We start from the raw sequence: 20315 nt of genomic DNA, 5'->3' as shown, positions 1-20315 counted from the left end.
CGAGTCGGCGCGGTGTGGGTGGCCGTGCCGGTGGGCTCGGTGGGCTCGGTGGGCTGGGCGGCCTCGGCAGGCCGGGAGAGCGCCGTGTGCTCGTCGACCGGGTCGGCGTGCTCATCGGGCTCTTCTACTTCCTCGTGTCGATCACCGTCGCCGGGGTGCTCGGTTTCACCGTCTGGTGGGTCAACCTCGAGGAGCGGCCGGACGTCCTCGCCTATGCGGGCATCACCCTCGGCGCAGTGCTGCTGGTGTTCCTGCCGCGCTTCCCCCGCGAGACGTTCGTGGCCTGCGGCGTGCTCGCCTTCCTCCTCTACGGCGCCGGCGTCATGCTCGGCCTGCCGACGGTCCTCATGGCCCTCATCGCCCTGTTCGGGGTGACCTTGTGGACCGACCGCCGCAGCGGTCTCTGGGCCCTGGCCGCCTCACTGGGCTCGCTCGTCGTCGCGATCGGCCTGCTCTTCCTGCGCTTCGGCTTCTACCTCCCGCCGATCGAGACGTTCCTCACCGACCGGGTCGCCATCTTCCTCTTCAACAGCTCAGGCGTCGTCGTGCTCACCTGGGCCGTCGCCGACCAGATCCGGGCCGCGAGCGAGCGCCGCGCCCTGCAGCGCGAGTCGGAGACGCACGCGGCGGAGGCTGCGGCCCACCAAGAAGCGGAGCAGGCCGCTCGCGGGCAGGTCGAGGCGCTCGCCGACCGGCAGCGGATCGCCCGCGAGATGCACGACATCGTCGCCCACGGGATCTCGGTGATGATCGTCCAGGCCGACGGGGCCCGGTTCGCGGCGGCGGCCGACCCCGCTGCGGCGACGACGGCGCTGGAGACGATCGCCGCGACCGGCCGCTCCTCCCTGGCGGAGATGCGCCGGCTGCTCAGCGTGCTCCGCGACGACTCGGTCCCCAACCCGGACGGTCCACAGCCCGGGCTGGCCGACGTGCGCGCGCTCGTGCAGAATCTCGTCGACACGGGCCGCGACGTGCGTCTCGCCGTCGAGGGCGACCTGTCGGAGATCGCGCCGTCGGACGCGGTCGGGCTGACCGCCTATCGGACGGTCCAGGAGGCGCTGACCAACGTGATGAAGCACGCAGGCGACGACGCGACGGCATGGGTGAGGCTCTCGGTGGAGCCGCACCGGGTCCTCGTCGAGGTCGTGGACGACGGGCCAGGGGGCGACGGGGCACCGTCCAGCGGTCACGGACTGCGGGGCATGGCAGAGCGGGTGGAGATGGTCGGGGGTGAGCTCGTGACGGGACCGGACCCGCGCGGCGGCTTCCGCGTCCTCGCCACCCTGCCGCGCGGGACCGACGGATGATCCGCGTCATGATCGTGGACGACCAGGCTCTGGTCCGGGCGGGCTTCTCGATGCTCGTCGGGTCGCAGCCCGACCTGACCGTCGTCGCCGAGTGCGTGGACGGGCTCGACTGCGTGGAGGCACTGGAGCGCCTGGCCCGCGATGACGGCGACCCCGGGGTCGACGTCATCCTCATGGACGTCCGGATGCCGCGGATGGACGGCATCGACACGACCCGCACCGTCGTCGAGCGCTACTGCGCGACCAAGGTCCTCGTGCTGACGACGTTCGACCTCGACGAGTACGCCTTCACCGCGCTGCGGGCGGGCGCCTCGGGGTTCCTCCTCAAGGACGCTCCGCCGGAGGACCTGCTCGGGGCGATTCGGACGGTCCATGCCGGCGACGCCGTCATCGCGCCGTCGACGACGAAGCGGCTGGTCGAGACGTACGTGCGCGGTGTCGCCGCCCCGCAGAGCCTCGTCGACCGCACGGCCTCGCTCACCGAACGTGAGCGTGAGGTCTGGGTGGCGATCGCCCAGGGCCTGACGAACTCCGAGATCGCCGAGGCCCTCTTCGTCTCGGAGACGACGGTCAAGACCCACGTCGGGCACATCCTGGCCAAGACCGGCGTCCGGGACCGCGTCGCCCTCGTCGTGCTGGCCTACCAGACCGGCGCGGTCTCCCCCGGCCCCTGACCTCCCCTCCCCGCGCCCTGCCCCCCGCAATCCCCTTCCCCCGCAACACGCCCGGCTGTCCGCAACGCACCACGGATATTTCACGAGCCGGTTGCGAACGGCCGGGCGTGTTGCCGGGAGGTGCCGGGCTGACGCGCCGTGACGTGAGGTCGCGCCGCGGCCACCCGGGCAGCGATGGTCCCGGGTCGGGCGAGGTCGTCCCACACGACCCGCTCGACCGGATGACCGAGCCGGCGGATGGCGTCCTCGCGCCGCTTCTCCAGCCAGACGATGCGGCTGACCGCCTCCGGGTCAGCAGAATCGGCCATGTCGGCGCGGTACTTCACCCGTCCGTCGAACTCGAGGACGACCCCCTCGACGAGCAGGTCCACCCGGGCGACGAAGCGGCCGGCGTCGTCGACCAACTCGACTTGGCTGTCGTGCGCGAGTCCCAACGCATCGACCACCAGCCTGGTCCGGCTCTCCCCCACCGACTCGGCACGGCCGTCCATCCGCAGCACGATCTCGTGAGCACGCCCCCTGCCCTCGTGGGGGGAGAGCAGTGCCACCTCGGCAACGAGGTCCGCCACAGTGACCAGTCGTTGGTGCAGTGCAGCGTCACCGGCGACGACGGCGCACTCCAGACCCATCGTCAGGCCGGTTCGGACGATGGCCCGCGCTGTCGAGACCGAGCGCACGCCTGCGACCTGCTGCGTCTGGATGCCGGCGATCGGGTGCAGGTGGAGCCCGTTGCGCGACGAGCCTCGGCGGGTCCTCGTGGCGAGGTCGATCCGGTCCGGGTCATGGTCCCAGAGGGGCAGGTCGAGGGCAGCCAGAGCGGCGTGGTGGCTCAACGCGTCTCCGGGCCGGCTCCGCGCGATCGCCAGCGCAGAGAGCCGGAATTGCGCGTCCGGGCTGGCGGCATCCCACACCTCCCTGCCGATGAAGGCGCCCCGACGCACGCGGACGAGCTCACCGGCGCGGACGGCCCGCACGATGTCGGCATTGGGGACGCCGACGGCGTGAGCCTCCATGACCGAGAGGGTGCCGGCCTGCGAGCCGGCCAGAGCGCGAAGTCGTCTGTCCATGGGAGGAGAGTCAGCGGCATACGACCGGTTTGAGTAGTGCGAGCACCCCGGCTGTGGAAAGCCGCCGTATCCGCCCATCGGTTGTGGACGCCCGCAACACGCCCGGCACGTCGCAACGCGCCGCGGATATTTCACGACCCGGTTGCGAACAGCCGGGCGTGTTGCCGAGGCGGGCGGCGGGTGTGGCCGCGTGAGCTCCTCCTCTGGGAGGACTCCCGGATCGGTCCCCGGACCGATGTGCTCCGGCAACGTCCCCGCCTAGCCTCGGCCAGGTGACCACTGCAATCGAAATCCCCACGGGGGCATACGATTTCGACCTCGACATCGGCGATGGACTGGCCGAGGCGGTGATCGACCACCGGGCCGTCGCCGCCAACCTGCGCGCCCTGGGCGCCCAGGCATCCGCGCCGATCATGGCCGTCGTCAAGGCCGACGCCTTCGGGCACGGGGCAGTCCCCGTCGCGCGAACCTGCGTCGCAGCCGGGGCCCGCTGGCTCGGCGTCACCCGGATCGGAGAGGCCCTCGCGCTCAGGGGGGCCGGCATCACCGTACCGATCCTCGCCTGGCTGCACGACGCGAGCCGGGCCGCCACAGCCCTGGCCCACGGGATCGACCTCGCCGTGAGCGGGGCCACGGACCTGGCCGCGATCGCCCGGGCTGCCGAGATGAGCGACGGTGGGACGCGGCCCGCACGGATCCACCTCGAGCTCGACACGGGGATGCACCGGAGTGGCTGCCCCGGGGAGGACTGGGTCCGCCTCGTCCGCGCAGCAGCAGAGCTCTCGCGAGCGGGCAGCGTCCAGGTCGTCGGCATCTGGTCGCACCTCTCGCACGGTGGCGAGCCGGGTGCCATCGCGACGCACCGGCAGCTGCTCATGTTCCGCATCGGCCTCGATCTCGCACGCCGGGCCGGGCTCCGGCCGGCCGTCGTTCACCTGGCGAACACGGCCGCCGTCCAAGCCAATCCCGTTGTGACCCGGCATGACCTCGTCCGGGTCGGCGCGGGCCTCTTCGGCATCGGCGATGGTCTCCGTCCGGCGATGACGCTCCGGTCCCACGTGGTCCAGGTCCGTCACGTCCAGGCCGGCCGGGGCGTCGGATACGACCACGTGCAGCGCACGACCCGGGACACGCATCTGGCGCTGGTACCGCTCGGGTACGCCGACGGCATCCCACGCGCCGCGACCGGTCGGGCCGAGGTCTTGGTCCGCGGCCGGCGAGCACCGCTCATCGGGCAGGTGTCGATGGACCAGGTGGTCATCGACGTCGGCCGTGACCCGGTCGCCGTCGGGGACGAGGTCATCGCCTTCGGACCGGGCGACCGCGGCGAGCCGACCGCGCGCGACTGGGCCCAGTGGACGGGCACGAACGAGCACGAGATCTACACGGGGATCGGCAGCCGCGTCGCTCGGCGTCACGTGACCGCGCCGGAGGCGGCAGCATGAGGGTCGGAGTCATCCATGGCGGCATCAGCTCCGAGTACGACGTCTCGGTCGCGTCGGGGCAGGGCATCATCGAGTCGCTGCGCAGGATCGGACACGAGCCGGTGCCGATCCTCATCGGGCCGTCAGGCGCCTGGCTCGCCCCGACCGGAAGGGGTCGGTCCGAAGCGATCGGGGCCCTGCTGACCTGCGATGTCGTGGTTCCCGCCCTCCACGGCGTGCAGGGTGAGGACGGCACGGTCCAGGGGCTGCTCGAGATGCTCGGCCTTCCCTACGTCGGCAGTGGAGTCCGCGCCAGCGCCCTGTGCCTCGACAAGGACCTCACCAAGACGATCGTGAGCCGAGCGGGGGTCCCGGTGGCACCGGGGGTGGCCTTCGACGCCGCGCGGGTGCGGCGGGCGATCGGCAGCGAGCGCGAGCGGAGCGCGCTGCTCCTCGAGCTGTCCCACGCAGGAGTCCAGCTGCCCCTCTTCGTGAAGCCGGTCCACGGCGGCTCGAGCATCGGCGTCAGTCGCATCACCGACCGCGCCGATCTGCCCGGGGCGCTGAGGGCCGCGGGCGACGGCTCCGTCGTCATCGAGGCCGAGGTCGTGGGGCTCGAGGTGGACCTTCCGGTGCTCGAGCTCCCCGACGGATCGCTGCGCTGCGGGCCGAGCCTGCTCATCGACAGCGACCCGCGCGAGCCGTTCTTCACCGAGGCTGCGAAGTACGCGAGCGAGGCGACCCGCTTCACCATCCCGGCGCCCATCCCGCCGGCGACCGCCCGGACCCTCGAGGAGCTCGCCCTCACCGCCTTCGCCGGGCTCGGTTGCCGCGGCCTGGCCCGCATCGACTTCTTCGTCACCGCGGACGGCCCCGTCCTCGGGGAGGTCAACACCTTCCCCGGCTTCACGGCGCAGTCGCAGTTCCCGCGGATGTGGGCGGCCGCCGGAATCTCCTACGACGACCTTGTCGACACGCTCCTGCAGACGGCGCTCGCGTCCTCGCGGTCGACCCCTGTCCACGCATGAGCTCGCCTCGCGCATCGCTCTCGCCGGTGCTGTTCGCCGACCCGGTGATCCGGGCCATCCCCGTCGTCGAGGACGGCGCGCCCCTCGTGGACCTGAGGTGCTCACCGGTCCGGGTCGTCGGCGCTGCACCGACTCTTCCGCTCGGGGATCGACGAGGCCGTATGCCGCTGGGCGCGGTTCCCGCGGACGTGTCCTCCCAGCCCACCCCGCGGCAGTCCGTCCACACCCTGGTCCGCGCGACGGTGGCGGAGCGGCTTGCCGCGGCCGACGCCGACCTGCCGCCCGGGGTGCACCTGCTGGTCGTCGAGGGACTGCGCCCGATGTCCTCCCAGGTGGCGATCCACGACCGTTACCGGCGGCTGATCTCGACGCAGCAGCCGTTGCTCGGCCCCGATGAGATCGACGTCCTGGCCAGCCGCTTCGTGGCTCCCCCGTCGATGGCACCCCACGTCTCCGGGGCCGCCGTCGACCTGACCCTCCTGGGACCGGAGGGTCCGCTCGACCTGGGCACCCCGATCGATGCGACACCGGAGGAGAGCGACGGCGCCTGCTTCTTCGACTCGCCACGCGTCTCGGCATCGGCCCGGCGCCACCGGGACCTGCTCGCCGACGTCCTGGGCGGCGTAGGGCTGGTCAACTACCCCACCGAGTGGTGGCACTGGTCCTTCGGCGACCGGTACTGGGCACATGTCGCCGGCCATCCCTTTGCGGTCCACGGCCCGGTGGACCTGACCGAATGAAGGCGCGGGCCGGAAGGCGCGGGAGGCGAGCGAGCCAGCGGCTGACGCCCGCACCACGGGCACCTTCCATCGAGGCGGCGCTCCGGGCGACCGGTCGATCAGGCGCGTCCCTCGATCTCGGCCACGCGCATCCGGACGATCCGCTCGACCACCTCGTCGGGGACGGGTCGGTCGGCGTCGAAACGGATGGTCCCCTTGGACAGTGAGTATCCGTCGAGGTCGGCGGCCACGGCCTCGACTACTGCACTGCTGAACGGGAAGAGCGACAGGTGCTGCGCGGCCGCGACGGCGGCGATGAGCGGTTTCCCCCGGTGGCGCAGGGCCGGCATCCCGTAGCCCACCCCCTCCTCGGCGTCGGGGACGAGACCGCGTGCGAGCTCGATGACCCGGGCGAGGGCGGCCCGACGGTCGGCCTCCTCGATGCCCGCCAGGTAGTCGGTGACCGTGCCCATGCGGCCATAATCGCAGGGTGACCGCAGATGTGACAGGGCAGCACGGCGACGACGACGACAACCAGGGCGCCCCCGACGTCGACACGCCGGAGACGATCGAGGACTACTACGCGCGCATCGCCGCGGCCACGGACGCCGAGGGGCGGTTGCCTGTGGCCGTCGAGGAGATGCCGGGATGGGACATCTACCCCTACGAGGTCGACAGCCTCCGGCTCAAGCCGTTGCGGCCGCTGGTGGACGAGGAGCCTCCGCGACGGGGCGAGAACCCTGCCGAGTGCTGGTGCGCGGAACCCATGCCGGATGACGACGGCATGCTCGTGTGGCGCAACGAGCGCTGGCGGCTCCAGATCGCCCGCGAGACCGGTCTGCCCATCGCGCTGTTGCTCAGCCCGCTCGAGCACCACGACATCCCGAGCCTGCCGACCGAGCTGGCTGCCGAGATGGGCGAGCTCATCGTGGCTGTCGGCGACGCCATCGAGCACCTCCCGTCGGTCGGGCGCTTCCAGCTGGCGAAGTACGGCGACGGCGGCGCGCACGGCCACCTCTTCTTCATGGGCCGACCTGCCCGGATCCTCCAGTTCCGCGGCTCACCGCTCATCGACTGGGAGGAGAACCTCCCCCGCGTGCCCGTCGACGTCCTCCAGCGCAACGCGCGCGTCGTCGCGGAGCGACTCGTCGTCCACGTCGGGGGCCGGGCGGGTCTGCTGGGCCGGTAGGTGTCGGCGGTCAGATCACTCCGAGCGCGAGGACGGCCTCGGCCAGCTGGACGAAGGAGGAGGTGTTGGCGCCGACGACGTAGTTGCCCGGGGCGCCGTACTCGTCCGCAGCGGTGGCGCAGCGTTCGTGGATCCCGCGCATGATGCCGGCGAGGCGCTCCTCGGTGTACTCATGGGTCCACGAGTCCCGCGAGGCGTTCTGCTGCATCTCGAGAGCGGAGGTCGCGACACCGCCGGCGTTGGCCGCCTTGCCGGGGGCGAAGAGGACCCCGGCGTCGGTGAGAACTCGGGTCGCGGTGGGAGTGGTCGGCATGTTGGCACCCTCGGCGACCACGCGCACACCGTTCTTGACCAGGGTGATGGCGGCGTCCTCGTCGAGCTCGTTCTGCGTGGCACAGGGCAGCGCGATGTCGCACTCGACGTCCCAGATGCTCCCGCCAGCGACGAAGGAGGCGGACGGACGCGCGTCCACGTAGGCGCTGATCCGCTCGCGCCGCACCTCCTTGAGCTCCTTGAGCAGCTCGACGTCGATGCCGGCCTCGTCGACGACGTAGCCCCCCGAGTCGGAGCAGGCGATGACGCGGCCGCCGAGCTGCTCGGCCTGCTCGGCCGCATAGATGGCGACGTTTCCGGAGCCCGAGACGACGACCCGCTTGCCGTCGAAGGAGTCCCCGCGCGACCGGAGCATCTCGTCGGCGAAGAACACCGTGCCGTAGCCGGTCGCCTCCTTGCGCACGAGCGAACCACCCCAGCCGAGGCCCTTGCCGGTGAGGACGCCGGACTCGTAGCGGTTGGTGATCCGCTTGTACTGACCGAAGAGGTAGCCGATCTCTCGACCACCGACGCCGATGTCGCCCGCGGGGACGTCGGTGTACTCGCCGATGTGGCGGTACAGCTCGGTCATGAAGGACTGGCAGAAGGCCATCACCTCTCGGTCGCTGCGGCCCTTGGGGTCGAAGTCGCTGCCGCCCTTGCCACCACCGATCGGCATGCCCGTGAGGGCGTTCTTGAAGATCTGCTCGAAGCCGAGGAACTTGATGATCCCGAGGTTGACGCTGGGGTGGAAGCGCAGACCGCCCTTGAAGGGACCGAGGACCGAGCTGAACTCGACCCGGAACCCGCGGTTGATCTCGACCTCTCCCCGGTCGTTGACCCACGGCACCCGGAAGATGATCTGGCGCTCGGGCTCACACAGGCGCTCGAGCACCTTGGAGTCGGCGAACTCAGGGTGCTTTCGGACGACGGGGGTCAGGGACTCGAAGACCTCGAGCACCGCCTGGTGGAACTCGCCCTCGCCGGGGTTGCGCCGCAGGACGACCTCGTAGATGTCCTGGAGGTGGGGGTCGAGGGTGTTCATCGCGTCTCCTGCTCTCTCCGTGGTCCCCCTGCGATTGTGGGACCAGCGAGCCGGACACGCGTATTTGTCCGAATGACGAACGGGCTATCTCGCATGCTGGGGCATGGTCCGGACGGCCAGGTCGAGCGGGTCCGGGCCGGTCAGCGGGCACGCGCGCCACGTCAGGGTGACCTCGCCTGAGGACCGCCGGCCCTCGACCCGGAAGCGATGTGGCGACTCGATGACGAGCACATCGGCCTGGAACCGGTCACCGTCCTGCCACCCACCACGCGCCACGACAGGCAGCCGACGGCTCTCGACCTCGAGGACGGACTCGAGCCAGTCCCCTTGGCCGACGGCCAGCTCCAGCGGGAGGCCGTTGCGCTGCAGACCGAGGAGGTGGCCCGCCCGGTCGCGCCGCACGGTGACGCCCGAGTAGGCCCCCGGCAGGCTCCGGTCACCGTGCCCTTCGGCCCGAACGAAGGAAGCCGCTTCCGGGCCCGGCAAGACCCCAGAGCGCGCGGCTCGGCTGGGAGGCGGCAGGGCGAGGTCGGCCAGCCGCTCGGCGAGCAGGGCGTCGGCGGCGGCCGATCCCGCTCTCCCGAGCGCGGGAAAGGCAGTCGGCCAGAACTCGTCGAGGATCTCCTGCATCGGGGCGTGCTCGGCCGTGATGGCCACGACCGCGTCCTGCTCGGGCAGGACCAGTCCGAGCTGCCCGAACGCGCCGTCCGCCCGAAAGCCGTGTCGAGAGGTCCAGAACGAGTATCCGTAACCGAGGACCGAGTCCGCGTTGCCGGCTGGGTCGCGGTTCGGCGGCCCGAACGGGCGGCTCGCCTCGGCGAACCACTCGCGCGGCAGCAGCTGCCGCTCGCCCCACGCCCCGCCGTGGAGACAGAACTGGGTGAACGCGAGGAGAGCCTCCGTCGTCAGGTGCGCCCCGGTGAACCCGAGCTCGTGGCCCAGCGGGTCACGTTGCCAGGCCAGCTCCGTGATGCCGAGCGGCTCGAGCAACCGACGCCGGAGGATCTCCACGAGGCCCTGGCCGGTGACCGCGTGCACGAGCCGGGACACGAGGTAGGTGGCCACCTGGTTGTAGGTGAACGTCGTGCCGGGCTCGTGCTCCGGTGCGGTCGCCAGCACGAGGGGCAGCCAGTCGGTCCCGGGTCGGAACACGTCGGCCTCCGCGCCGGCGAACGCGGGCTCCCATGCGTCGGTGTCGTGGCCGACCGTCATCGTCAGGCAGTGGCGCAGGGTGACGCGGGACCAGCCGGGGTGAAGACGCTCGGCCGGGACCTCCCCCAGGCGCGGAAGGACGAGGTCGTCGAGCGTCAGGGCACCCTCGTGCACGAGGAAGCCGACGGCAGTGGACGTCAGCGACTTGGAGACGGAGTAGACGAGGTGAGCGCGGTCAGCGGCATACGGCGTCCACCACCCCTCCGCCACGACGCGACCGTGGCGCGCGACCATCAGGCTGTGCAGCTCGATGCCCCGCCGCTCGACGGCGTCCAGGAAGGCGACGAGGCCCGTGGCGTCGACACCCTCGTCACAGGGAGCACTGCGGGGAAGGATCACGCCCCCGACGTTATCTGCCCCCCCTGACAGGAGCGCGGTGGCCTTCAGGAGACCGGGGCGTATGCCGCTCCGCTGGCTTCCAGCGCGGCCTCGCCACCGTCGATGGCAGTGAGGATCCACAGGCCCTCGGGTCGGACCGCGACCGAGTGCTCCCAGTGCGAGGCCCGGGTGCCGTCGGCCGTGACGACCGTCCAGTCGTCCGAGAGCACCTTCGTCGTCGTGCCGCCGAGAGTCACCATCGGCTCGATCGCGCCGGTGAAGCCCGCGGGAATCTTGGGACCGGTCTCGCTCACGGCGTAGTTCGGGATCTGCGGGTCCATGTGCATCTCGGTGCCGATGCCGTGACCGACGTACTCGTCGATGATGCCGTAGGTGTAGCCGTCGCGGACGGCCGCCGCGTCGACGCTCGCCTCGACAGCATCGCCGACGGCATAGAGGCGCCCACCGACCCGCATGGCGGCGATTCCGGCGTAGAGGCTCGCCTCGGTCGCCGCGATGAGGGCCAGGTCCTCAGGGCGAGCCGCCTCGGATCCTCCGACGACGACCGAGATGGCAGCGTCGCCGTTCCAGCCCCTGACCTCCGCGCCGCAGTCGATCGACACGAGGTCGCCCGCCTCGAGCACCCGATCACCTGGGATGCCGTGGACGACCTCGTCGTTGACGCTCGTGCAGAGAGTGTGCGAGTAGCCCGGGACGAGCTGGAAGTTCGGGATGCCACCGTGGCTGCGGATGAAGTCCTCGGCGAGACGGTCGAGCTGGGCGGTCGTGACCCCGGGGGCGATGTGCTCCTCGAGCATCACCAGGGTGCGACCGACGAGCAGCCCAGCCTCACGCATGAGAACCAGCTGCTCGTCGGTGCGTCCCTGGAGCTTGCGGCGGCCGAACACGGGACTCCGCTCAGTCGCCCTGGCTGGGCGTCGGCAGGGCGGCGATGATCCGGTCGGTGACCTCGTCCATCTCGCCCATGCCATCGACCTGAACGAGCAGTCCCGCATCGGCGTAGTGGTGAGCGAGGGGTGCGGTCTCCCGGCGGTAGATCGCCTGGCGCTCCCGGATGACGTCCTCGCTGTCGTCGGCGCGACCCTCGAGCTCGGCCCGCTTGAGCAGGCGTTCGACGACCGCGTCCTCGTCGACCGTGAGCTCGAGGACCGCGTCGAGGGCATGGCCGTGACGCGCGAGCATGGCGTCGAGGGCCTCGACCTGACCCGCGGTCCGCGGGTAGCCGTCGAGGAGGAAGCCGTCGGCAGCGTCCGGCCAGGACAGTCGGTCCTCGACGATCTCATTGGTCACCTCGTCGGGCACGTATGCCCCGGAGGCGAGGATGGCCTCGACGCGTCGACCGAGCTCGGTCTGCTCCTTGATGTTGGACCGGAAGATGTCCCCCGTGGAGATGGCCGGGATGGACAGCCGCTCGGCGATGCGCGCGGCCTGTGTCCCCTTGCCGGCGCCTGGCGGGCCCAGGATGATCAGGCGCATGTCAGCGCACCTGCTGACAGGCGAAGCGGAGAATGGCGTGGGGTGACATCAACGGAGGAACCCTTCGTAGTTGCGCTGCTGCAGCTGCGCCTCGATCTGCTTGACCGTCTCCAGACCGACGCCGACGATGATCAGGATCGAGGTACCACCGAAGGGGAAGTTCTGGTCCGCGTCGACCGCCGCGATGGCGATGAGCGGGATGAGCGAGACGATCGCAAGGTAGATGGCACCCGGCACGGTGATTCGGGTGATGACGTAGTTGAGGTACTCAGCCGTGGGTCGCCCGGCACGGATACCTGGGATGAAGCCGCCGTACTTCTTCATGTTGTCGGCGACCTCGGTCGGGTTGAACGTGATCGACACGTAGAAGAACGTGAAGAAGATGATCAGGGTCACGTAGACGATCGCGTACGCCGCCGTGTCGCCGCTGACGAGGTTGTTCTGGATCCACTGGACCCAGCCCGGCGGGACCTGCGTGGGATCGGTGTTGAACTGCGCGATGAGGCCCGGCAGCGCCATGAGCGACGCCGCGAAGATGACCGGGATCACGTTGGCCATGTTGACCTTGAGCGGGATGTAGGTCGAGGTCCCGCCGTACATGCGGCGGCCGACCATCCGCTTGGCGTACTGCACCGGGATCCGGCGCTGCGACTGCTCGACGAAGACGACAGCCGCGATGACGAACATGCCGAGGAGGATGACCCCGAGGAAGGTGCCCCAGCCGTTGTTGTCCTTGATCGCCCACAGCGCGCTCGGGAACGTGGCAGCGATGGAGATGAAGATGAGCAGGGACATGCCGTTGCCGACGCCGCGGTCGGTGATGAGCTCGCCGAACCACATGATCAGGCCGGTGCCAGCGGTCATCGTCAGCACCATGATGAGGATGGTGATGAACGAGGAGTCGGTGAGGATGTTGGTGCACTGCGGGCCGAAGAGGCTCGAGGGGTTGCGAGCGAACGTCACGAGCGTCGCCGACTGGAGGATCGCCAGACCGATGGTGAGGTAACGCGTGTACTGCGTCATCTTCGTCGTGCCGGCCTGCCCCTCCTTCTTCAGCTCCTCGAACCGTGGGATGACCACGGTGAGCAGCTGCACGATGATGCTCGCCGTGATGTAGGGCATGATCCCGAGCGCGAAGACGGACAGCTGCAGGAGGGCGCCACCGCTGAAGAGGTTCGCGAGGTTGAGGAACCCTCCCGTCGCGTCACCCGTCGCATCCCGCGACTCGAGACAGCTCTGCACGAGCGGGTAGCTCACACCCGGGGTCGGGATCTGTGACCCGAGCCGGAACAGCACGATGATGCTGAGGGTGAAGAGCAGCTTGTTGCGCAGGTCCGGGGTTCGGAACGCGCGAACGAAGGCGGCGAGCACAGGGTCCTCCTGAGGGCTCGACCCGGTGGGGTCGGCTGAAGTCAAGCAATCCGTGGAAGGTTAACGCACAGGCGCAGCGCCCCGGGCACCGTCCCCGACGAGCGACGTCACGTCGATCGCGGATCCGGCGCCCGGGGCGCTGGGGTCACCCGAGGTGTGGGGGGTGGTCACGCGGACCGCTCAGTCGGCGGCCAGGGGCTTGACCGAGCCGCCGGCGGCCTCGATCTTCTCCTTGGCCGAGGCGGAGAACTTGTGCGCCTCGACGTCGACCTTGACCGAGATCTCGCCCGTGCCGAGCACCTTGACCGGGTGGCCACCGCGAACGGCGCCCTTGGCCACGAGGTCGTCCACCGAGACCTGCCCGCCCTCCGGGAAGAGGACCTGCAGCCGGTCCAGGTTCACGACCTGGTACTCGGTGCGGAACGGGTTCTTGAAGCCGCGGAGCTTGGGCAGGCGCATGTGCAGCGGCATCGAGCCGCCCTCGAAGCGCTCCGGGACCTGGTAGCGGGCCTTGGTGCCCTTGGTGCCGCGACCGGCCGTCTTGCCCTTGGAGCCCTCACCGCGACCCACGCGGGTCCTGGCGGTCTTGGCCCCGGGTGCCGGGCGCAGGTGGTGGACCTTGAGGGCGGACTCGCCCTGCTTCTTGCTGGCCATGGTCAGTCAACCTCCTCGACGGTGACGAGGTGCGTCACCGTCTTGACCATCCCGCGGATCTCGGGACGGTCCTCCTTGACGACGACGTCGCCAATGCGCTTCAGACCGAGGCTGCGCAGCGTGTCACGCTGGTTCTGCTTGCCACCGATCTCGGAACGGATCTGGGTCACCTTGAGCCGCGCCATCACGCACCGGCCTTCTCGCTCGCCGCGCGGGCCTCGGCGAGACCCGCTGCACGCGCCCTGAGCATGGCGGCCGGGGCCACGTCCTCGAGGGACTTGCCGCGGCGCGCGGCAACCGACTCGGGGCGCTCGAGCTCGCGCAGGGCCTGGGCCGTGGCGTGCACGATGTTGATGGGGTTGTCCGAGCCCAGCGACTTCGAGAGGACGTCGTGGATGCCGGCGCACTCGAGCACCGCACGCACCGGGCCGCCGGCAATGACGCCGGTACCGGGGGCGGCGGGACGGAGCATGACGACACCAGCGGCGGCCTCGCCCTGGACAGGATGCGGGATGGTGCCCTGGATGCGCGGGACCTTGAAGAAGCCCTTCTTGGCCTCCTCGACACCCTTGGCGATGGCGGCGGGGACCTCCTTGGCCTTCCCGTAGCCCACGCCCACGGTGCCGTCACCGTCACCGACGACGACGAGAGCGGTGAAGCTGAAGCGACGACCACCCTTGACGACCTTGGCGACGCGGTTGATGGTCACGACGCGCTCGACGTACTGGTTCTTCTCGGCCTCACGGCTGTCGCGGCTGTCACGGCCGCCGCGGCGGTCCTGACGCTCGCCGCGCTCGCCGCGCTCGCCGCGCTCACCGGCGGGGCCGGTGCCTCGACGCTGCTGTCCGGGCATCAGATGTTCCTCATCTCGATAGCGGTCACGTGGTGCTTGGTCGCGAGGTCACTCACAGGGACAACCCACCTTCACGGGCGCCCTCGGCGATGGCCGCGACGCGACCGTGGTACTTGTTGCCGCCGCGATCGAAGACCACGGTCTCGATGCCGGCGTCCTTGGCACGGGCGGCGACGAGCTCTCCGACCTTCTTGGCCTTGGCGGTCTTGTCGCCCTCGAACGCGCGCAGGTCGGCCTCCATCGTCGAGGCGGACGCGACGGTCCTGCCGACGGTGTCGTCGACGACCTGGACGAAGAGGTGCCGGCTCGAGCGAGAGACCACGAGGCGGGGCCGGGCCGGGGTGCCGGCGATCCTCTTGCGACCGCGCACCTGACGGCGGATGCGGGCGGCAGCCTTGGACTTGCCGCGCTTGATGATCATTGCCATGGCTTACTTACCGGCCTTTCCAACCTTGCGACGGATCTGCTCGCCCGCATAGCGAACGCCCTTGCCCTTGTACGGGTCGGGCTTGCGCAGCTTGCGGATGTTCGCGGCGACCTCACCGACACGCTGCTTGTCGATGCCGTGCACCGAGAAGCGCGTGGGGTTCTCCACCGCGAAGCTGATCCCCTCCTCAGCCTTGACGAGGATCGGGTGCGAGTAGCCGAGGGAGAACTCGAGGTCCGAGCCCTTCGCCGCGACACGGTAACCCGTGCCGTGGATCTCCATCTTCTTCTCGTAGCCCTCGGTGACGCCGAGGACCATGTTGTTCAGGAGCGAGCGGGTCAGGCCATGGAGCGAGCGCGACTCGCGCTCGTCGTTGGGCCGGTTGACCTCGAGGGCTCCATCCGTCTTCTCGACGGTGATCGGGGCCGGGACGGTGAGTGCGAGCTCACCCTTCGGGCCCTTGACGCGCACGTCCTGGCCGTCGACGTTGATGTCCACACCAGAGGGGATGGAGACGGGGAGTCGTCCGATTCGCGACATGTCAGTGTCTCCTTACCAGACGTAGGCGAGGACTTCCCCACCCACGCCCTTCTCGTGCGCCTGCCGGTCGGTCAGCAGACCGGTTGAGGTCGAGATGATCGCGACGCCGAGCCCGCCGAGAACCTTCGGGAGGTTCGTCGACTTGGCGTAGACGCGCAGACCCGGCTTCGAGACGCGACGCACGCCGGCGATGGAGCGCTCGCGGTTCGGGCCGTACTTGAGGTCGATGGTCAGCGTCTGGCCGACCTCGGCCTCCTCGACCTTCCAGCCGGCGATGTAGCCCTCGGCCTGGAGGATCTCGGCGATGTTCTTCTTCAGCTTCGAGTACGGCATGGAGACGACGTCGTGGTGCGCCGAGTTGGCGTTCCGCACGCGGGTCAGCATGTCCGCAATCGGGTCAGTCATGGTCATGTGGGCTCTCCGCCCTTCCTCACCGGGGTTTCGACTCGGCTCGCGTGCCTCGCGGCCTTCGGGTCGAGCCGACCTACGGTGTCAGAGGTTTCTTGGATGGTGGGGTTGTCCCGGGTCGGTGACCCGGAGGTCACCAGGAGCTCTTGGTCACGCCCGGCAGCTCGCCCGCATGTGCCATCTCGCGGAGGCAGATGCGGCAGAGGCCGAACTTGCGGTACACCGAGTGCGGGCGACCGCACTTCTGGCAGCGGGTGTACGCACGGACCTTGAACTTCGGCTTCCGGTTCGCCTTGTTGATCAGCGCGGTCTTGGCCATGTCAGTTCTCCTTGAAGGGGAAGCCGAGCGCCTTGAGCAGCGCGCGACCCTCGTCATCGTTGGTCGCCGTGGTGACCACGGTGATGTCCATGCCCCGGACGCGGTCGATCTTGTCCTGGTCGATCTCGTGGAACACCGACTGCTCGGTCAGGCCGAACGTGTAGTTGCCGCGACCGTCGAACTGCTTCGGGGACAGGCCGCGGAAGTCACGGATGCGCGGGAGCGCGATCGTCACGAGACGGTCGAGGAACTCCCACATCCGGTCGCCGCGAAGGGTGGTGTGGGCACCGATAGGCATGCCCTCACGGAGCTTGAACTGGGCGATCGACTTGCGCGCCCGGGTCACGACCGGCTTCTGGCCGGTGATGGCCGTGAGGTCACGGACGGCGCCCTCGATGAGCTTGCTGTCCTTGGCCGCGTCGCCGACGCCCATGTTGACGACGACCTTGACGACGCCCGGCACCTGCATGACGTTGCCGTAGCCGAACTGGTCCCGGAGCGAGGACTTGATCTCGTCCCGGTAGCGCTGCTTCAACCGCGGCGCGGGCGGCATCGTCGCAGTGGTGGTGGTCTCGGTCTCACTCATGTTCAGAGGTCCTTGTCCGACGTGACCGCGACACGGACGCGGGACGCCTTCTGGCGACCATTGCGCTCCACGGTCTCGACGCGCGTCTTGATGCGCGTCGGCTTCTTCGTCTCGGGGTCGACGACGGCCACGTTGCTCACGTGGATCGCGGCCTCGGTGTGGGTCAGGCCACCCGTGCGCGTGCCGCGGGCGGTCGCCCCGGCCTTGACGTGCTTGGTGACGCGGTTGATGCCCTCGACGAGCACGCGCTGGGTCTCGGGGTAGACCGCGATGACCTTGCCCTGCTTGCCCCGGTCGCCGCCGTTCTTCTGGCTCCGGCCGGAGATGACCTGGACGAGGTCACCCTTCTTGATCTTCATTCTCTGCTTCGCCATGTTCACAGCACCTCCGGCGCGAGCGAGATGATCTTCATGAACTTCTTCTCGCGCAGCTCACGGCCGACCGGGCCGAAGATGCGCGTCCCGCGAGGGTCGCCATCGGCCTTGAGAATCACCGCGGCGTTCTCGTCGAACTTGATGTAGGACCCGTCGGCGCGACGACGCTCCTTGACCGTGCGAACGATGACCGCCTTGACGACGTCACCCTTCTTGACGTTGCCGCCCGGGATGGCGTCCTTGACGGTGGCGACGATCGTGTCGCCGATGCCGGCGTACCGCCGGCCCGACCCGCCGAGAACACGGATGCACAGGATCTCCTTGGCACCGGTGTTGTCGGCGACGCGCACTCGCGACTCCTGCTGAATCACTGTCTTACTCCTGTCGTCGTGCCGGTTCTCCCGGCGAAAGAATTGGCGCTCAGCGCCATTTCTTTCGCCGGAAGCCTTGCCGAACTGAATGGGATGCGGGTCTGTGTGAGCCAACCCGCGGCGCACGACATCTTCTTCGTATGCCGCTTGGCTGGCGTGCACTCCCAACTGAGCCGAGCGGGCCTTTGGGGGTGCACGGGGGGCAGGCCCGCCAGGGCCGAACCCCCGTGGGCTATTTGGCCTTCTCGAGGATCTGGACGATGCGCCAGTGCTTGGTCGCGGAGAGCGGACGCGTCTCCATGATGAGAACGCGGTCGCCGACGCCGGCCTCGTTGTTCTCGTCGTGTGCCTTGACCTTGCTCGTGCGCCGAATGACCTTGCTGTAGAGCGCGTGCTTGACGCGGTCCTCGACCTCGACGACGACGGTCTTGTCCATCTTGTCGCTCACCACGTAGCCCTGACGGGTCTTGCGGTAGTTGCGCTCGGGCGCCTCGGTCGTCGCACCAGTGGTCTCAGCAGCGGTGTTGTCGCTCATCCTCAAGCCTCCTCGTCAGCCTTGTCGGCCTTCTTGTCGGCCTTCGTGTCGGTCTTCTCAGCCTTGGCAGCCTTCTTCTCCGCCTTGTCGGCCTTGTCGGCCTTGGCGTCCGCCTTGGCCGAACCGCCTGCCGCGGGAGCGGCAGGGGGCGAACCGATGCCGAGCTCGCGCTCACGCATCTCGGTGTAGATCCGCGCGATGTCCTTCTTGACGGCGCGCAGCCGTCCGTGGTTGTCCAGCTGGCCCGTGGCGGACTGGAACCGGAGGTTGAACAGCTCCTCCTTGGCCTTCTTCAGCTCGTCGGCGAGCCGTGCGTCGTCGAGACCACGCAGCTGGTCGGGAGCCAGGTCCTTGGTACCCACTGCCATCAGATGTCACCGCCTTCACGCGCAACGAACCGGCACTTCATCGGGAGCTTGTGCATCGCCAGGCGCATCGCCTCACGCGCGACCGGCTCGGTCACACCCGAGATCTCGAACATGACCCGGCCGGGCTTGACGTTGGCGACCCACCACTCCGGCGACCCCTTGCCGGAACCCATCCGGGTCTCGGCGGGCTTCTTGGTGAGCGGGCGGTCGGGGTAGATGTTGATCCACACCTTCCCGCCACGCTTCATGTACCGGGTCATCGCGATACGCGCGGACTCGATCTGACGGTTCGTCACGTAGGCCGGCTCGAGAGCCTGGATTCCGTAGTCACCGAAAGCGATCGACGTGCCGCCCTTGGCCGCACCATGGCGGTCCGGGTGGTGCTGCTTGCGGTGCTTGACTCGACGGGGAATCAACATGGTCAGGCCTGCTCATTCTCGGTGGCGGCCGGGGCTGCAGCCTCGGTGGTCACCGTGGACGCTGTGGACTCAGGGGCTGCCGTCTCGCGGGGAGCAGCGGCCTCGGTGCGGTCACCACGACGGGCGCGGTTCGGTCGGCCGTCGCCGTCACGACGCGGCCCACGCGACGGGCGCGGAGCGGCGGCCTGCTGGGCCGCGAGCTCCTTGGCCGTGAGGTCTCCCTTGTAGATCCACACCTTGACGCCGATGCGGCCGAACGTCGTCCGGGCCTCGTAGAAGCCGTAGTCGATGTTGGCGCGGAGCGTGTGCAGCGGGACCCGGCCCTCGCGGTAGAACTCGGTCCGGCTCATCTCGGCGCCGTTGAGGCGGCCGGAGACCTGGACGCGGATGCCCTTCGCGCCGGCGCGCTGGGCGGACTGCATGCCCTTGCGCATGGCACGACGGAAGGAGACTCGGGCCGAGAGCTGCTCGGCGATGCCCTGGGCAACCAGCTGGGCGTCGATCTCGGGGTTCTTGACCTCGAGGATGTTCAGCTGGACCTGCTTGCCGGTGAGCTTCTCCAGCTCGCCGCGGATGCGGTCCGCCTCGGCGCCGCGACGGCCGATGACGATACCGGGACGCGCCGTGTGGATGTCGACGCGGACGCGGTCTCGCGTGCGCTCGATCTCCACCTTCGCGATGCCGGCGCGCTCCATGCCCGTCGCCATGAGGCGGCGGATCGCGACGTCTTCCTTCACGTAGTCGCGGTAACGCTGCCCGGCCTTCGTGGAGTCGGCGAACCAGCGGCTCCGGTGGTCGGTGGTGATGCCCAGACGGAAGCCATGGGGGTTGACCTTCTGACCCATCAGCGGGCTCCCTTCTTCTCGAGCTGGGACACGATCACGGTGATGTGGCTCGTGCGCTTGTTGATGCGTCCGGCGCGGCCCTGGGCGCGCGGACGGAACCGCTTCATCGTCGGGCCCTCGTCGACGTAGGCGGCGCTGACGACGAGGTTGCGCTCGTCGAACGCGACCGACTCGCGGTCAGCCCTGAAGCGGGCGTTGGCGATGGCGCTCTCGAGCACCTTCTTGACGGGCTCGGAGGCCGCCTGCGGTGCGAACGTGAGCGTCGTGACGGCGTCGGTGGCTGCCTTGCCGCGGATGAGGTCCACGACTCGACGAGCCTTCTGAGGACTGACACGGACGTGCCGTGCCGAGGCCTTGGCTTCCATGACGGTTTCCTTGGTCTGGGGCGATGCGGCGGCCATCAGCGACGACGACCCTTCTTGTCGTCCTTCACGTGACCCTTGAACGTGCGGG

General features: G+C 69.6%; 28 protein-coding genes. 6 read left to right on the top strand and 22 right to left on the bottom strand.

The window, feature by feature from the left end; translation table 11 throughout:
• Positions 1–1307, top strand: a 1307-nt coding sequence (locus LOY02_RS11315) for a sensor histidine kinase (RefSeq protein ID WP_317182461.1), incomplete at its 5' end; no start/stop codon positions are given.
• 8 nt (positions 1308–1315) lie between these two features.
• Entirely contained in the window at positions 1316–1981 is a 666-nt protein-coding gene (locus LOY02_RS11310; protein WP_317182460.1) for a response regulator transcription factor, read from the top strand.
• An 80-nt stretch (positions 1982–2061) separates the two neighbouring features.
• On the opposite strand, the gene LOY02_RS11305 is transcribed toward LOY02_RS11310, so the two are convergent.
• Positions 2062–3048 (bottom strand): type IV toxin-antitoxin system AbiEi family antitoxin domain-containing protein, encoded by a 987-nt coding sequence (locus LOY02_RS11305; protein ID WP_317182459.1) that lies wholly within the window; start codon positions 3046–3048, stop codon positions 2062–2064.
• 272 nt (positions 3049–3320) lie between these two features.
• Here LOY02_RS11305 and alr point away from each other — a divergent pair, with 272 nt between their 5' ends.
• From alr to LOY02_RS11290, 3 genes are read left to right on the top strand one after another with little or no spacing between them, the layout of a single operon-like run.
• Positions 3321–4493: an alanine racemase gene (alr, locus tag LOY02_RS11300; protein ID WP_317182458.1), complete on the top strand. Its 1173-nt coding sequence runs from the start codon at positions 3321–3323 to the stop codon at positions 4491–4493.
• A complete protein-coding gene (locus LOY02_RS11295; protein ID WP_317182457.1) occupies positions 4490–5500 on the top strand; it encodes a D-alanine--D-alanine ligase family protein in 1011 nt (336 codons plus the stop codon). The genes alr and LOY02_RS11295 overlap by 4 nt, the downstream gene beginning before the upstream one ends.
• Complete coding sequence (locus LOY02_RS11290) at positions 5497–6240, top strand: M15 family metallopeptidase (RefSeq protein ID WP_317182456.1); 744 nt, start codon at positions 5497–5499, stop codon at positions 6238–6240. The genes LOY02_RS11295 and LOY02_RS11290 overlap by 4 nt, the downstream gene beginning before the upstream one ends.
• 98 nt (positions 6241–6338) lie before the next feature.
• Here LOY02_RS11290 and LOY02_RS11285 read toward each other — a convergent pair whose 3' ends face one another.
• Entirely contained in the window at positions 6339–6692 is a 354-nt protein-coding gene (locus LOY02_RS11285; protein WP_317182455.1) for an iron chaperone, read from the bottom strand.
• Positions 6693–6709: 17 nt separating this feature from the next.
• Between LOY02_RS11285 and LOY02_RS11280 the strand changes: the two genes are divergently transcribed.
• Positions 6710–7408 carry a hypothetical protein gene (locus LOY02_RS11280; RefSeq protein WP_317182454.1) on the top strand — a complete coding sequence of 233 codons (699 nt, stop codon included), beginning with the start codon at positions 6710–6712 and terminating at the stop codon, positions 7406–7408.
• A gap of 10 nt (positions 7409–7418) precedes the next feature.
• Here LOY02_RS11280 and gdhA read toward each other — a convergent pair whose 3' ends face one another.
• From gdhA to rplV, 20 genes are all read right to left on the bottom strand, one after another.
• Entirely contained in the window at positions 7419–8765 is a 1347-nt protein-coding gene (gene gdhA, locus LOY02_RS11275) for an NADP-specific glutamate dehydrogenase (RefSeq protein WP_317182453.1), read from the bottom strand.
• Between the two features lie 84 nt (positions 8766–8849).
• Entirely contained in the window at positions 8850–10316 is a 1467-nt protein-coding gene (locus LOY02_RS11270; RefSeq protein ID WP_317182452.1) for a serine hydrolase domain-containing protein, read from the bottom strand.
• A 44-nt stretch (positions 10317–10360) separates the two neighbouring features.
• On the bottom strand, positions 10361–11203 hold the full coding sequence (map, locus tag LOY02_RS11265) for a type I methionyl aminopeptidase (protein ID WP_317182451.1): 843 nt from the start codon (positions 11201–11203) through the stop codon (positions 10361–10363).
• Between the two features lie 10 nt (positions 11204–11213).
• Positions 11214–11792, bottom strand: a complete 579-nt coding sequence (locus LOY02_RS11260) for an adenylate kinase (protein ID WP_317182450.1) — start codon at positions 11790–11792, stop codon at positions 11214–11216.
• Positions 11793–11840: 48 nt separating this feature from the next.
• Complete coding sequence (gene secY / locus LOY02_RS11255; RefSeq protein ID WP_317182449.1) at positions 11841–13163, bottom strand: preprotein translocase subunit SecY; 1323 nt, start codon at positions 13161–13163, stop codon at positions 11841–11843.
• A gap of 180 nt (positions 13164–13343) precedes the next feature.
• The gene (rplO, locus tag LOY02_RS11250) at positions 13344–13817 is read right to left on the bottom strand and encodes a 50S ribosomal protein L15 (protein WP_317182448.1); all 474 of its coding nucleotides are present in this window, start codon (positions 13815–13817) and stop codon (positions 13344–13346) included.
• A gap of 2 nt (positions 13818–13819) precedes the next feature.
• Entirely contained in the window at positions 13820–14002 is a 183-nt protein-coding gene (gene rpmD / locus LOY02_RS11245; protein WP_317182447.1) for a 50S ribosomal protein L30, read from the bottom strand.
• A complete protein-coding gene (gene rpsE, locus LOY02_RS11240) occupies positions 14002–14670 on the bottom strand; it encodes a 30S ribosomal protein S5 (protein WP_317182446.1) in 669 nt (222 codons plus the stop codon). Before rpsE ends, rpmD begins: the two co-directional genes overlap by 1 nt.
• A gap of 52 nt (positions 14671–14722) precedes the next feature.
• On the bottom strand, positions 14723–15097 hold the full coding sequence (rplR, locus tag LOY02_RS11235; RefSeq protein ID WP_317182445.1) for a 50S ribosomal protein L18: 375 nt from the start codon (positions 15095–15097) through the stop codon (positions 14723–14725).
• 3 nt (positions 15098–15100) lie between these two features.
• A complete protein-coding gene (gene rplF / locus LOY02_RS11230; RefSeq protein ID WP_317182444.1) occupies positions 15101–15637 on the bottom strand; it encodes a 50S ribosomal protein L6 in 537 nt (178 codons plus the stop codon).
• A 12-nt stretch (positions 15638–15649) separates the two neighbouring features.
• Positions 15650–16048 carry a 30S ribosomal protein S8 gene (gene rpsH, locus LOY02_RS11225; RefSeq protein ID WP_317182443.1) on the bottom strand — a complete coding sequence of 133 codons (399 nt, stop codon included), beginning with the start codon at positions 16046–16048 and terminating at the stop codon, positions 15650–15652.
• Positions 16049–16178: 130 nt separating this feature from the next.
• Positions 16179–16364, bottom strand: coding sequence for a type Z 30S ribosomal protein S14 (locus tag LOY02_RS11220; RefSeq protein WP_013493557.1), 186 nt, complete (start codon positions 16362–16364; stop codon positions 16179–16181).
• Position 16365: 1 nt separating this feature from the next.
• Positions 16366–16950, bottom strand: coding sequence for a 50S ribosomal protein L5 (rplE, locus tag LOY02_RS11215; RefSeq protein WP_317182442.1), 585 nt, complete (start codon positions 16948–16950; stop codon positions 16366–16368).
• Positions 16951–16952: 2 nt separating this feature from the next.
• A complete protein-coding gene (gene rplX, locus LOY02_RS11210; protein ID WP_317182441.1) occupies positions 16953–17324 on the bottom strand; it encodes a 50S ribosomal protein L24 in 372 nt (123 codons plus the stop codon).
• A gap of 2 nt (positions 17325–17326) precedes the next feature.
• A complete protein-coding gene (gene rplN / locus LOY02_RS11205; protein WP_317182440.1) occupies positions 17327–17695 on the bottom strand; it encodes a 50S ribosomal protein L14 in 369 nt (122 codons plus the stop codon).
• Positions 17696–17927: 232 nt separating this feature from the next.
• Entirely contained in the window at positions 17928–18230 is a 303-nt protein-coding gene (gene rpsQ / locus LOY02_RS11200; protein ID WP_317182439.1) for a 30S ribosomal protein S17, read from the bottom strand.
• Between the two features lie 2 nt (positions 18231–18232).
• On the bottom strand, positions 18233–18598 hold the full coding sequence (rpmC, locus tag LOY02_RS11195; protein ID WP_317182438.1) for a 50S ribosomal protein L29: 366 nt from the start codon (positions 18596–18598) through the stop codon (positions 18233–18235).
• Positions 18598–19017 (bottom strand): 50S ribosomal protein L16, encoded by a 420-nt coding sequence (gene rplP / locus LOY02_RS11190; protein WP_317182437.1) that lies wholly within the window; start codon positions 19015–19017, stop codon positions 18598–18600. Before rplP ends, rpmC begins: the two co-directional genes overlap by 1 nt.
• 2 nt (positions 19018–19019) lie before the next feature.
• Positions 19020–19862, bottom strand: coding sequence for a 30S ribosomal protein S3 (gene rpsC, locus LOY02_RS11185; protein WP_317182436.1), 843 nt, complete (start codon positions 19860–19862; stop codon positions 19020–19022).
• On the bottom strand, positions 19862–20227 hold the full coding sequence (rplV, locus tag LOY02_RS11180; RefSeq protein ID WP_317182462.1) for a 50S ribosomal protein L22: 366 nt from the start codon (positions 20225–20227) through the stop codon (positions 19862–19864). Before rplV ends, rpsC begins: the two co-directional genes overlap by 1 nt.
• Positions 20228–20315 lie beyond the last annotated feature (88 nt).

The sequence above is a fragment of the Intrasporangium sp. genome, from assembly GCF_032907665.1.
Taxonomy (GTDB): domain Bacteria; phylum Actinomycetota; class Actinomycetes; order Actinomycetales; family Dermatophilaceae; genus Intrasporangium.
Note: the sequence above shows the minus strand (reverse complement) of the source record. Positions and strands in the feature narration are given on the sequence as shown.